12 protein-coding genes are annotated in these 13,196 nt (G+C 61.9%); 7 read left to right on the forward strand and 5 right to left on the reverse strand.

Annotation, left to right across the window (positions count from 1 at the left end):
• The first annotated feature begins 62 nt into the window (after nt 1-62).
• The gene (locus SMD31_RS02540; RefSeq protein WP_320499116.1) at nt 63-1,034 is read left to right on the forward strand and encodes a diguanylate cyclase domain-containing protein; all 972 of its coding nucleotides are present in this window, start codon (nt 63-65) and stop codon (nt 1,032-1,034) included.
• On the opposite strand, the gene SMD31_RS02545 is transcribed toward SMD31_RS02540, so the two are convergent.
• Nucleotides 1,031-1,966, reverse strand: a complete 936-nt coding sequence (locus tag SMD31_RS02545) for a LysR substrate-binding domain-containing protein (RefSeq protein ID WP_320499117.1) — start codon at nt 1,964-1,966, stop codon at nt 1,031-1,033. The two genes, SMD31_RS02540 and SMD31_RS02545, sit on opposite strands and share 4 nt — an antisense overlap.
• 102 nt (nt 1,967-2,068) lie before the next feature.
• Between SMD31_RS02545 and SMD31_RS02550 the strand changes: the two genes are divergently transcribed.
• Both SMD31_RS02550 and SMD31_RS02555 read left to right on the forward strand, forming a co-directional pair.
• Nucleotides 2,069-3,604 carry a trimethylamine methyltransferase family protein gene (locus SMD31_RS02550; protein ID WP_320499118.1) on the forward strand — a complete coding sequence of 512 codons (1,536 nt, stop codon included), beginning with the start codon at nt 2,069-2,071 and terminating at the stop codon, nt 3,602-3,604.
• Between the two features lie 41 nt (nt 3,605-3,645).
• Nucleotides 3,646-5,685: an oxidoreductase gene (locus SMD31_RS02555; RefSeq protein WP_320499119.1), complete on the forward strand. Its 2,040-nt coding sequence runs from the start codon at nt 3,646-3,648 to the stop codon at nt 5,683-5,685.
• Between the two features lie 62 nt (nt 5,686-5,747).
• On the opposite strand, the gene SMD31_RS02560 is transcribed toward SMD31_RS02555, so the two are convergent.
• From SMD31_RS02560 to SMD31_RS02575, 4 genes are all read right to left on the reverse strand, one after another.
• Entirely contained in the window at nt 5,748-6,017 is a 270-nt protein-coding gene (locus tag SMD31_RS02560) for a hypothetical protein (protein WP_320499121.1), read from the reverse strand.
• Nucleotides 6,018-6,205: 188 nt separating this feature from the next.
• A complete protein-coding gene (locus SMD31_RS02565; protein WP_320499122.1) occupies nt 6,206-8,608 on the reverse strand; it encodes a GcvT family protein in 2,403 nt (800 codons plus the stop codon).
• 194 nt (nt 8,609-8,802) lie between these two features.
• Nucleotides 8,803-9,867 carry an alkene reductase gene (locus SMD31_RS02570; protein WP_320499123.1) on the reverse strand — a complete coding sequence of 355 codons (1,065 nt, stop codon included), beginning with the start codon at nt 9,865-9,867 and terminating at the stop codon, nt 8,803-8,805.
• A 198-nt stretch (nt 9,868-10,065) separates the two neighbouring features.
• Nucleotides 10,066-10,521 (reverse strand): hypothetical protein, encoded by a 456-nt coding sequence (locus tag SMD31_RS02575; protein ID WP_320499125.1) that lies wholly within the window; start codon nt 10,519-10,521, stop codon nt 10,066-10,068.
• 124 nt (nt 10,522-10,645) lie between these two features.
• On the opposite strand from SMD31_RS02575, the gene SMD31_RS02580 reads away from it, so the two are divergent.
• The 4 genes from SMD31_RS02580 (at nt 10,646) to SMD31_RS02595 (ending at nt 13,195) form a co-directional block, all read left to right on the forward strand.
• On the forward strand, nt 10,646-11,140 hold the full coding sequence (locus SMD31_RS02580; protein ID WP_320499126.1) for a TspO/MBR family protein: 495 nt from the start codon (nt 10,646-10,648) through the stop codon (nt 11,138-11,140).
• A 48-nt stretch (nt 11,141-11,188) separates the two neighbouring features.
• Nucleotides 11,189-11,542: a DMT family protein gene (locus SMD31_RS02585; RefSeq protein WP_320499127.1), complete on the forward strand. Its 354-nt coding sequence runs from the start codon at nt 11,189-11,191 to the stop codon at nt 11,540-11,542.
• Between the two features lie 32 nt (nt 11,543-11,574).
• Nucleotides 11,575-12,027 carry a cytidine deaminase gene (locus tag SMD31_RS02590; protein WP_320499128.1) on the forward strand — a complete coding sequence of 151 codons (453 nt, stop codon included), beginning with the start codon at nt 11,575-11,577 and terminating at the stop codon, nt 12,025-12,027.
• Between the two features lie 85 nt (nt 12,028-12,112).
• Nucleotides 12,113-13,195, forward strand: coding sequence for a COX15/CtaA family protein (locus tag SMD31_RS02595; RefSeq protein WP_320499129.1), 1,083 nt, complete (start codon nt 12,113-12,115; stop codon nt 13,193-13,195).
• Nucleotide 13,196 lies beyond the last annotated feature (1 nt).

The following is a 13,196-nucleotide window of genomic DNA, read 5'->3' on the forward strand; positions in this document are numbered from 1 at the left end:
GTGCGCTAACTTTTAAGGGTAGCATATCTATCCTTTAAACGTGATGAGCGTTCGGATCGGTCATGTCGCAAAGCAATGAAAACAAGTCGAGGCATTCGGGCGATATGGCGCGCGACAAAGATCTGATCCTGGTGGTCGATGATTCGCCCACCAATCTGGCCATCATGAATGTCGTGCTGCGCGACATCTACCAGGTCATCACGGCCAACAACGGCAGCGACGCCCTGGCCCTCGCCGCCTCGGAGGAGCCGGACCTCATCATTCTCGATATCATGATGCCGGGCATGGACGGATATGAGATCTGCGATCGGTTAAAGGCCAATCCCTTCACGCGCGACATCCCCGTCATGTTCGTCACCGCGATGGATCAGGAACGACAGGAAGCCCGCGGCCTCGCTTTGGGTGCCGTCGATTACATCGCCAAGCCTGTCAGTCCGCCGATTGTCATGGCGCGCGTTCGCAATCAATTGGAACTGAAAAAACAGCGTGATTTCCTGCGCCGCCTTTCCGCCATCGACGGCCTCACCACCATCGCCAATCGCCGCGCGTTTGAAGAAGACTTCGACCGCGAATGGCGTCGCGCCATCCGGCTGAAATCAAGCATCGGCGTCTACCTGACCGATATCGACAACTTCAAATCCTATAACGACGCCTATGGCTATCTGGCCGGCGATGACGCCTTGCGCATTCTGGCACAAGCCATGTCGAAGGCCATTCTGCGTCCGGGCGATCTGCTGGCGCGCTATAGCGGCGAGGAATTCGTCGGCCTGATGCCGGACACGGATGCCAGCGGCGCGGCAATTGTCGGCGAAAGACTGCTCAACGCTGTGCGCGCCTTGTCGCTGCCGCATGCGCATTCGGGTACGGCGTCGATCGTCACGATTTCGATTGGTGTGGCGATCTGCCGGCCCGGTCCCGCCAGCGACCGTGCGGCCCTCTTCAAACTGGCAGGCGATGCGCTCTATGCCGCCAAGAAAGGTGGGCGCAACCAATTGCGCGTCTTTGAAATGCCAACACCGGTGACGACGATCTAGCGCATTGCGGCCGGCCATGCCGGCGCTGGTATCGGTGGATTGCCCGCCAGCCAATCGCGAACGGCTTCCGCCTCCGGCGCCAATGGGACACCATGCGGCCACACCACATGGAAGGCGAGACCTGTGACCCAGGGTCGGTCCAGAGGGTGCACCAGCAGGCCACGTGCCACCAGATGATCCGTCTGGTGCCGCCAGCCGAGTGCGATACCCTGCCCTTCCAGCGCGGCACCGACGACCAGGGCATAGTCATTGAGGTGCAGCCCCGCATCTTCGGGGCCGGTGGCGGCTTGCATCGCGCGGAAATAGTCCGCCCAGTTTGGCCTGGCGCGGAATGGCTCGTCCAAATGAATGAGCCGCTGCTTCCTGAGATCGGCGACCGACCCGATCGGACCGGCGCGTTCAAGATAAGCGGGACTGCAAATCGGAATGATTGCCTCCCCCACCATCTCCACTGCGTCGAGCCCAAGATAGCGCCCATCGCCGCGTCGGATGCCGAGCGACACACCTTCGGCATCAAGATCGATGTCTTTGTCGGTCGTCTGCAATCTAAGGTCGATGCCTGGGTTGTCCTGCCGAAAGAGCGCCAGCCGCGGCAGCATCCACCAGGAGGCAAAGGCGGTCGAGCAAGAGAGGGTCACATGGGTACCCCCCTGACTGCGCCGCAGCGTCTCGGTCGAACGGCGGATATGCTCCAGTGCCAGGGTCACGTCCTGATGGTAGCGCCGGCCTTCCTCGGTCAGTTTCACCCGCTGGTGCTCACGACGAAAGAGGGCGGTCCCCACCGCCGCTTCCAGCTGTTTCACGCCATAGCTGACCGCCGCCTGGGTCATGTTGAGTTCTTGCGCCGCCTTGGTGAAACTGGCCAGGCGCCCGGCGGCCTCGAAAATGACCAGGGCGTTCAGGGGCGGCAATTGCATACGCAGTAACTTCATAAGGCCAGCTTATCAACTTCCTGATTTTTTTCCAGGATTACATAGTCGCGCCACCAGCTAGCATCATGCGTCAGGATTTGAGGACGAGACAAGGTGACCCCGATGAGCGAGCCAACAGCCAGCGCCACACCCACCCGGCAGCGCAATCGGACGCGGTCCAGGCCGACAGTTGCCGCGCCGGCCTATCTGCGCCGGCAGATCCCGACCTATGCCTTTCTCTCGCCGGACGGCCTCGATCGCCTGCATGCCCAGGCCGAGCAGATCCTGGCTGAGATCGGCGTCGAATTTCGTGGCGACGACGCGGCACTCGATTTGTGGCGCAAGGCCGGCGCCAAGGTCGAGGGCATGCGTGTCCGTTTCGAGCCGGGCATGGTGACCGAGATCATCCAGAAAACCACGCCGAAGGTCTTCACGCAGCATGGCCGCGATCCGCAGCATGCGGTCGAGATCGGCGGCGATGCCATCGTCTTCTCGCCGGCCTACGGCTCGCCCTTCGTCTATGACCGCGAGCAAGGCCGCCGCTACGGTTCACTCGAAGACTTCAAGAACTTCGTGAAGATGGCCTGGATGTGCCCATGGATCCATCATTCCGGCGGCACCGTCTGCGAACCGGTCGACGTGCCGGTCAATAAACGTCATCTCGACATGGTCTATGCGCATATCAAGCACTCGGCCAAACCCTTCATGGGTTCGGTCACAGCGCCTGAACGCGCCGAGGATTCGATCGAGATGTGCCGCATCCTCTTTGGCGCCGATTTCGTCGACAAGAACTGCGTCATCCTGGGCAACATCAACACCAACTCGCCGCTGATCTTCGATGGCGTCATGTCCCAGGGCCTGCGCACCTATGCCCGCGCCAACCAGGCGGCGGTCGTTGTACCCTTCATCCTGGGCGGTGCCATGGGTCCGGTGACGACAGCCGGTGCCATCGCCCAGGCCCATGCCGAGGCGATGGTCGGCGTGGCGTTGACGCAGCTGGAACGGCCAGGCGCCCCGGTGATATACGGCAATTTCCTGAGCTCGATGTCGCTTCGCTCGGGCGCTCCCACGTTCGGCATGCCGGAGCCGGCGATGGCCTATCTCGCCATCGGACAATTGGCGCGGCGTCTCGGCGTGCCTTTGCGTTGCGGCGGTTCGCTGACCGCATCAAAGGTCGCGGATTCCCAGGCAGCACAAGAGAGTGCTGATTCTCTGTGGCCGGCGCTGCTGGGTGGTGCCAATTTCATCCTGCATGCCGCCGGCTGGCTCGAAGGCGGCCTCGTCATGGGATACGAAAAATTCGTCCTCGACTGCGACCATCTCGGCATGATGCACAAGCTGATGGCCGGCCTTACCTTCGACGACAACACGCTGGCGATGGATGCCTTCCGCGAGGTGGAGCCGGGCAAGCATTTCCTCGGCTGTGCGCATACCATGGCGAATTACACCACCGCCTTCTATGACGCGGATCTTGCCGACAATGATTCCTTCGAGCAATGGCGCGACGCCGGCTCGAACGCCGCGGATGTTCGGGCCAGCAAGAAATGGAAGGCCTTGCTTGCCAGCCATACCGACCCGGACATCGATCCCGCCATCGATGAAGCGCTCCGCGATTTCATCGAGCGCAAGAAGCAATCCATGGCCGACGCCTGGTACTGATTTCGCCGACGCACGACAAAAGCCACACATCGGAGACCCTGATGGCCGATCCCTTGTTGCAGCCATACCGCCTGAAGCACCTGGAATTGAAGAACCGCATCTTCTCGACCTCGCACGAGCCGGCCTATTCCGTAGGCGGCATGCCGGCCGCGCGCTACCAAGCCTATCACGAGGAGAAGGCCAAGGGCGGTGCTGCCATGACGATGATCGGCGGATCCTCCGTCGTCGCCAAGGATTCACCGCAGGCCTTCGGCAATCTCTATATCCACGATGATGCGATCATCCCGCATTTCAAGGCCCTGGCCGAGCGCGTCCATGCCTATGACTGCGCCGTCATGTGCCAGATCACGCATCTCGGCCGCCGCACCTCCTGGAACAAGGAACACTGGCTGCCGGTCATTTCAGCCTCGCATCAACGCGAACCGGCGCATCGCAGTTTCCCCAAGACGATGGAAGATTTCGACATCTCCCGAACCGTGAGGGCCTATGGCGCGGCAGCCAAGCGCGCCCGCGCCGGCAATCTGGACGGGGTCGAGGTCGAGGCCTATGGCCACCTTTTCGATGCATTCCTCTCGCCCCGCACCAACACGCGCGAGGACAATTATGGCGGCAGCCTGGAAAACCGCATGCGCTTCGGCGTCGAGGTCCTCACCGAGATGCGTCGCCAGGCCGGCAGCGATTTCATCATCGGCGTCCGTATGGTGATCGACGAGGCCGAAGACGGGGGCCTGCGCTTCGACGAGGGCATCGAGATTGCCAGGCGGCTGCATGCCGATGGCCTGATGGATTTCCTCAACGTCATCGTCGGCACGATCGATACGGATGAGGCGCTATCCCACATCATCCCGCTGATGGGCACGCCGGCTGGCCCGAACTTCGCCAAGGTGAAGGCGGCCCGCAACTTGCTTCCGGGCCTCCCCGTCTTCCACGCCGCCCGGGTCAACGACCTGGCGACCGCGCGGCACTGGATCAGCGATGACGCCGTCGACATGATCGGCATGACCCGCGCCCATATGGCGGACCCGCATATCGTTGCCAAGATGATGCGCGGCGAAGAGGAGCGCATCCGCCCCTGCGTCGGCGCTGGCTATTGCATCGACCGCATCTATCAGGGCGGCGAGGCTCTGTGCCTGCACAATCCATCGACCGGCCGCGAAGAGACGATGCCGCATGTCATCGCCCCCACCGCGGGCGCCAAGAAGAAGGTCGTGATCGTGGGTGCCGGGCCGGCGGGTCTTGAGGCCGCGCGCGTTTCCGCCTTGCGCGGTCACAAGGTCACGGTGTTTGAAGCGACCGACCGCGTCGGTGGCCAGGTAGCGCTAGCCGCCAAGGTCAACCGGCGCAAGGAACTGGTCGGCATCACCGATTGGCTCTATGCCGAATGCCAGCATGCCGGCGTGACCTTCCGCTTCAATACCTTCGCCGAGGGCAGCGACATCACGGCCGAAAACCCGGACATCGTCATCATCGCCACCGGTGGCACACCGAATACGGCGCCGTTCGGCGAGGGCGGCGATCTCGCTTTGTCGACCTGGGATGTGCTGTCGGGGCAAGTGGCGCTCTCGGACGATATCATTCTTTATGACGACGAAAGCGGGCACGAAGCTCTGTCGACTGCCGAGTTCCTGACCAACAAGGGCATCAAATTCGAGATTGTGACGCCGGAGCGCATGGTCGGCGCCGAAGTGGGCGGGCTCAACTATCCCGCCTACTACAAGGCCTTCTACCAGGGCGATGTGAAGGTGACACTGAACCTGCGCATGAAGAAGATCGCCAAGGACGGCAACCAATTGGTCGCCACCCTACATAACCCTTACGACAAATCGACCGTCGAACGCCGCGCCCAGCAGATCATCGTGGCGCACGGCAACCTTCCGGCGGATGCCGTCTACTTCGACCTCAAAGAGCAGAGCAGCAATCGCGGCGAGATCGATTTCGACGCCTTCATCGAAGGCCGTCCTCAAACGCTCAAAACGAACGCGGCGGGATCCTTCCAGCTGTTCCGCATCGGAGATGCGGTCGCTGCCAGAAACATCCACGCCGCGATCTATGACGGTCTAAGGCTGTGTAAAGTCTTCTGAGAAGCAGCCCCCTCACCCCAACCCCGCTTGCGGGGAGATGGTCGCGGTGAGGGGTACGCTGTTTACGCCTGCGGCTTCACGCCAAGCAGGTTGAGGGCCTTGGTGATGTCCTTGACGCCATCCGCGGCCTTGTTGGCGTGGCACGCCTTCTCGCCGGCCATCGCATCCTTCTCGGCCGTCGTGAACTTGGCGTTGCCCTTGTGGGTCTTGGCGACGTCGTTCCACTGGCTGATCAGCGTGGTGCATTTCTCGGCCGGGGTCGAAGCGGCCATCGCGGTGCCGGAAACGAGCACGGTGGCAGCGAGAGCGCCGAGCAACAGACGAGTCTTCATGATAGTTCTCCCAATTATCGAATTTTCCTCGAGCGGTGGTCGGCCGTCCGTCGGGGCGGTCTAGGCCGTCGCTCGTGGGGAGAAGCATCGCTGCCGGCGGTAACGCCGGAATGTCAAAGATGCGTGAAAAATGAAACGGCGCGTGTCGCCACGCGCCGCTGTCATATTTCGTTACAATTTTCCCGAGGTCAGCTGCGCAGACGGCTGGAGCTGGGGTCGAAGGGAGCCTCCTTAAGGCGGCTGGCGGCAACCCGTTTGCCCAAGACCTCGATCTCGAACCGATCGCCAGCCACGGGCAGATAGGCGAGAGCCAATTGCTTGCCAACCGAATGCCCGAAATAGCCGGAGGTGACGCGCGCCACCGCCTTGCCATCGGCAAAGATCGGCTCGGCACCCATGATGTCGAGCTCATTGCTGGCGATCTCGAGCAGCGAGATCTTACGGGTGAGCGGCGCCTTGAACTGCTTCTCTGCCGCAGCACGACCGATGAAGTCGCCCTTGTCGAATTTGACGAAGCGGCCCCAATCGGCCTCCGCCGCATTGTAATCGGCCGTGAAGTCGCGGCCCCAGGATCCGTAGCCTTTTTCCATGCGCATCGAATGCAGAGCGCGAACGCCGAACAGCTTCAACCCGTGTTCAGTACCGGCCGCCTGCAGGCGCTCGAAGACATGGATGAGATTGTGGGGCGCCACATAGATTTCGTAGCCGAGCTCGCCGGTGAAGCTTGCACGGATGACCAGCGCGTCGGCGAGGCCGACATGGATCTGCCGGGCCGCAAGGAATGGGAAGGCGGCATGGCTGAGATCCGTCTCGGTCAGCTGCTGCAGAACGGCGCGCGCCTTCGGCCCCGTCAGAGACAAGCCGGAATAGCTGGTCGTGACATTGCGGATCGCGACGCGTTCACCCTTGGCGTTCGCATTCAGCCAGCGCGTGTAATAGGTCTCGGCGGAACCCGAGCCGATCATCAGGAACGTGTCCTCGGCCGTGCGCGTGACGGTGAGATCGCCAAAGATCTGGCCATTGGGCGACAGCATCGGGCACAGCACCGTGCGGCCCAGCGCCGGCAGCTTGTTGCTGACCATGCGGTCGAGGAACGTTGCCGCATCGGCGCCGGAAACCTCGATCTTGCCGTAGCTCGATGTCTCCCAGATGCCGACATTTTCGCGCACGTTCTTCACTTCGGTAGCGACATGGTTGAAGGCATTGGAACGTCGATAGGTCGGCTCCTCCTTAGCTTCCGTGCCCTTGGGCGCAAACCACAGCGGATACTCCCAGCCGAACGACGCGCCGAACAGCGCCCCCTCGCTCTTGAGGTGCGGATAGATGGGCGATGTCTTCAAGGGGCGCGCCGCGGGCAATTCCTCGTTCGGGAACGTCATGGTGAAGCGGCGGCGATAGTTCTCCGTCGTCTTCTCGATGGTGAAGGCGCGGTTGTTGTGCGGGCCGAAGCGGGCCACATCCATCGCGAACACATCCATGCCCGGCTCACCGTCGATGATCCAATTGGCGACGACCATGCCGACGCCGCCGCCCTGGCTGAAACCCGCCATCACGCCGCAGGCGGTGAAATAGTTGGTGAGGCCCGGCACCGGACCCACCAGCGGGTTGCCGTCGGGGGCAAAGACCATCGGCCCGTTGATGGTGCGCTTGATGCCGCCCTTCTCGAGGCAGGGATAGCGGGTCATCGCGAATTCCAGTGCCGACCAGATCCGGTCGACATCTTCCTGCAGCAGTTCGTGGCCGAAATCCTGTGGCGTGCCTTTCAAGGCCCAATGCCGGCAATCATGCTCATAGGTGCCGATGAGCAGGCCCTTCTGTTCCTGGCGCAGATAGCTCTCGCCCTCGAAGTCGATCGTCATTGGGATCTCGTGGTCCAGCGCTTCGACCTCGGGGATCGCATTGGTGACGATGTATTCATGCTCCATCGGCAGAATGGGCAGGTCGATGCCGGCGAGACGCCCGACTTCGCGCGCCCACAGGCCGCCGGCATTCACCACATACTCCGCTTCGATCGTGCCTTCCTTGGTGACCACCAGCCAGTGGCCGTTCGGCTTCTGCTTCAATTCGATCACCGGGTTGCGCAGCGAGATCGTGGCGCCCTTGTTCTTGGCGGCCTTGGCATAGGCGTGCGTGACACTCGACGGATCGACATGGCCATCGGCCGGATCGAACATCGCCTTGGTGAATTTCGAGGTATCGACCAGCGGGTTGATCTTCTTCACCTCGTCCATGCTGACTTCGTGAAGCCCGATGCCGAGGTAATGCGCCTTGGCAAGCTCTGTCTTGAAGTACTCAGCGCGCGCTTCGGTACCGGCAAGGTAAAGGCAGCCCACCCGGTGCACGCCGCAGGACTGGCCCGATTCCCGCTCCAGTTCTTCATAAAGCTTCACGGTATAGGCCTGGAGGTGCGACATGTTCGGGTCGCCGTTGATCGTGTGCATGCCGCCGGCCGCATGCCAAGTGGAGCCCGAGGTGAGCTCCGAGCGCTCGACCAGCATGACATCGGTCCACCCGCGCTTGGTCAGGTGATAAAGCACACTGACACCCACCACGCCGCCACCGATGACGACCACGCGCGCTTGCGATTTCATGATACCGAGATCCTTTTTGGTCAAATAGTTAGCATGGCCACAACGGGCGGCCGGAATGACCGTAACTATGCCAAGGCCTTGGCCAGGGTGAAGCCTGGAAATCTCATGAATCGGGTGAGTTTTATGTTGCCGAAAAGGAAAAAGGCCCACCGGAACATCCCCGGCGGGCCCTTTCGCAATCAGACTCCGTTTGATCAGGCGTCGACGAGATCGAGGGCCGGATAGTCGGTATAGCCCTTGGCGCCACCGCCATAGAAAGTGCTGGCATCCCACTCGTTGAGCTTGGCACCGGTGGCGAACCGCTTGGGCAGGTCCGGATTGGCGATGAAGTGCTTGCCGAACGCAACCGCATCGGCATTGCCGCTGGCCAGAATTGCCTCGGCGCTCTCCTGGGTGAAGCCTTCATTGGCGATATAGACGCCGCCAAAGGCCTTCTTCAGCGACGGGCCAAGGCTATCGGGTCCCACATGCTCGCGCGCCGCAATGAAGGCGATGCCACGTTTGCCCACCTGCTCGGCGACATAACCGAAGGTCTGGGCGGGCGTGGAATCGCCCATGTCATGGGAATCCCGGCGCGGCGCCAGATGCAGGCCAACGCGCTTGGGCCCCCACACCTTGATGGCGGCATCGATCGCCTCGAGCATCAGCTTGGCGCGGTTCTCGATGGAACCGCCATAGCTGTCGGTGCGCTTGTTCGTGCCGTCCTGCAGGAACTGGTCGAGCAGATAGCCATTGGCGCCATGAAGCTGCACGCCGTCGAAGCCCGCCTTCTTGGCGTTCTCGGCCCCCTTGGCATAAGCGGCGATGACGCCGGGGATCTCGTCAAGCTCTAGTGCGCGCGGCGTTACATAGGGGCGCTGCGGGCGGACGAGGCTGACATGGCCGGCCGCCGCAATGGCGCTCGGCGCCACGGGCAGATCCCCGTTGAGGAAGATGGGGTCGGAAATGCGGCCGACATGCCACAGCTGCGAGACGATGCGGCCGCCGGCGGCATGAACGGCATCGGTGATCTTGCGCCAACCGGCGACCTGTTCATCGGACCAGATCCCCGGCGTGTCGGCATAACCAACACCTTGCGGCGTGACCGACGTCGCCTCGGTGAGGATCAAACCGGCGGAGGCGCGCTGGACGTAATAGTCACGCATCAGATCGTTGGGAACGCGGCCTTCGCTGGCACGCGCGCGGGTCAGTGGCGCCAGCACCACGCGGTTCGGCAAATGCAAGTCGCCGACAGTAATTGGCTCAAGAAGCTTGGACATGAGGCTACCTATCATTCCTGTGATTGGGTGTACGGGACCGAAGACGGGTGGGAATGCGGCTTGCCCCTCCCCTTGTTAACGAAGCTAGGGAGCGCAACCGCACCGCACAATGCGCGTTAACGAATGGTTGCCCCGCTTTGTGTGCAAAGCCGGATTTCACACAAGGTTAGTGGTCAATTTTTAGGCAGCTACCCAAAATCACTGATAGGTCAGCGTCACCACACGGCCGTCTGCGGCGGTTATGGTCGCGATGCCGACGGCGACCCCGCGCTTCTCCTTGAACACCACAGTGCCGTGATTGCCGTCAGAACAGACAAAATTGCCGCCGGCGCTGGCTTCCGTGGCCGTACGGGCCAGGACGGTGTAGGAATAGACGCAAAGCGTCCCGGCGCTAACCGAGGTATCGGTCGTGCCGCTGAATGCCCCGGAGCAATCCGATCGCCCCTCGACGCGGCGTTCCCCCACGAACTCCAGCCGGCCGACGCAATCGGCACTGGTCCGGTCGGGGAGAAGAGACCGCAGCAGATCCTCGTCGCTGATGGCTGCCGTCGATTGGCTGGAACCGGGAGCGCTGGGCGCGGTTGGTGCCGGGCCGGCTGCACATGCTGCAACCAGCAGGGCCGCCAGAAGGGCAGCACTTACATTTCTAAGCATGACGAGACCCCCGATGGCGAACGACCCCACAGAACCGTGCATACGTTATCCACGCCAATCCATTGCGGCAATGATCCTTTCGGCGATGCGTCGCGTAGAACGGCATTAAAATAAAGAGCTCAATATGATCGATCAGTCAGCACCGGCCCGCCCGGCCCAGCTGTGGCATCTTCTTGGTTTTGTCGCCATCAATGTCGTTGTTTCGGGGTTTGGCGGGCTTTTGACTGCCACGAGCATCGACAGCTGGTATCCGGCGCTGGCCAAACCCAGTTTCAATCCACCCGATTGGATCTTCGGGCCGGTGTGGTCGATTCTGTATCTCCTGATGGCGGTAGCAGCGTGGCGGGTCTGGCGCGTTGCGGGCTGGAATGAGGGGCGCATATCGCTCTCCCTCTATTTCGGGCAATTGGCCCTCAATCTTCTGTGGTCGGCGTTGTTCTTCGGGCTGCGTCAGCCGGCCTGGGCACTGGCAGACTGCCTGCTCCTCCTGGCACTCATCATCGTCACGGGTGTGCTTTTCTGGCGCCGCGACCGGCTGGCCGGCATTCTGTTCGTGCCTTACACGGCCTGGGTAGGGTTTGCAGCACTGCTCAACGGCGCAATTGTGGCGCTCAATTAGCCTCTGCTAGAAACCCAGCACCTCCCCAGCACCCTTTAGGACAGTTCCATGCCTTCCTTTCTGACGCCGCAGATCGCGCCGATCCTGCTCCTGTGCATCTCCAATGTTTTCATGACCTTCGCCTGGTATGGCCACCTCAAATTCACCTCGAAGCCGCTCTGGATCGTCATTATCGCATCCTGGGGCATCGCCTTCGTCGAATACTGCTTTGCTATTCCTGCCAATCGCATAGGTCACACCGTCTACTCGGCGGCCGAATTGAAGACGATGCAGGAGATCATCACGCTCCTCGTCTTCTGTGTCTTTTCGATTACGTATCTGGGTGAAGCGATCCGCTGGAACCATCTGGTGGGCTTCGCGCTCATTGCTGCCGCCGGCTTCTTCGTGTTCCACAAATGGTGAGACGATTGCCGATATAGGGCGCTTGCGGCATCATGCCCGGACGATCATCACGCGAGGTTCAGCCTTTGCCGCCTTTATCATCGGCCGATCAGGAATTGCTGGCAGCTGCCACCGACTTCATCCGCAGCCGGTATCTGGAAAACCGGCATCATATCGGTGCGGCCGTGCGCGGTGGATCAGGCCGCATCTATCTTGGCCTCCATCTCGATACGTATGTGGGTCGGTGCTCGGTCTGCGCCGAAGCCGTTGCCTTGGGCGGCGCCCTTTCGGCGGGTGAAACCAGGATCGAGGCTATCGTGTCGGTCCGCCATCCCCGCCCCAAGGAACAGCATGCTGAACCCAAAGTCGTGTCACCCTGCGGCATCTGCCGGGAAATGCTGACCGATTTTGCCCCGGGCAGTGCCGTGATCATGACCAGGAACGAGGCGTTGGCCCGCGTGCCGGTGGCCGAACTGCTGCCGGAAAAATACCGCCGCGCGCCCTGATTTCAGGCCAATTGGTCGCGCTGCAAGGGGTCTTTCCTTTTGGCGCGACCGGACTATGCTCCCGCCGCCTTCACGAGTGAGCCAGATGAGCCAGGTCCTGACAGAAACCGCGACAATCGCCCGCCCAATCCCTGACCGCGCCGCGCGGCGGGCGGTGGGGCTGTGGCTGCTCACCTGCTGCTTCATGGTGGCGGTCATGGTGCTGCTCGGCGGCATCACGCGGCTGACCGATTCCGGCCTATCCATCATGGAATGGAAGCCGATCATGGGGGCGCTGCCGCCGCTCACCGATGCGGCCTGGGACCATGTCTTTGCACTCTATAAGCAGATCGCCGAATACAAGCACATCAACCCGGGCATGACGGTGGATGGCTTCAAGAGCATCTTCTGGTGGGAATATCTGCACAGATTGTGGGGGCGCCTGATCGCCGTCGCCTTCCTGGTGCCGTTCCTGTGGTTCCTGCTGCGCGGCAAGCTCACCCGTGCCGAGGCACCGCGCCTCGTCGCCCTCTTCGCGCTGGGTGGCCTGCAGGGCTTTGCCGGCTGGTTCATGGTGGCGAGCGGGTTCCAGGACCGGGTCGATGTCAGCCAATATCGACTCGTCGTTCACCTGATGCTGGCGCTGGCCATCTTCGCGCTGATGTTGTGGTACGCGATGGATTATCTCGACACGCGGCCGCTGCAGGGCGACCGCGCCGCGGCCGCCGATCTGGCGCGCCACGGTAAATGGATGAACATGCTCATCGCCTTCCAGATCGCCTTGGGTGGCCTGGTCGCCGGCACGGATGCCGGCTTCGTCTATAACGACTTCCCGATGATGAACGGGCATTGGTTGTCGCCCGACCTTTTCCTCACCTCGCCCTGGTATCTCAATTTCACCGAGAACCTGGCGATGGTGCAATTCCAGCACCGCCTTACCTCGGGCTTCGTCGCCATCGCCGTCATCAGTTTTCTGGTGCGCCTGCGCCGGCGCGATTTCGATCGCGTCTTGAAGCGCCGCGCCATTGCCCTGCCGTGTGCGCTGGCGGCTCAGGCGTTCCTCGGCATGGCGACGCTGTGGCTGGTCGTGCCGATGCCGCTCGCTGTCCTGCACCAATTGGGCGCCTTCGTGCTGCTGGGCAGTGGCCTTGTCGCCCAGCATGGCCTGAAGCGCATCGCGAAAGCCTGAT

The organism is Dongia rigui, from assembly GCF_034044635.1.
In the GTDB taxonomy this organism is placed as follows: Bacteria; Pseudomonadota; Alphaproteobacteria; order Dongiales; family Dongiaceae; genus Dongia; species Dongia rigui.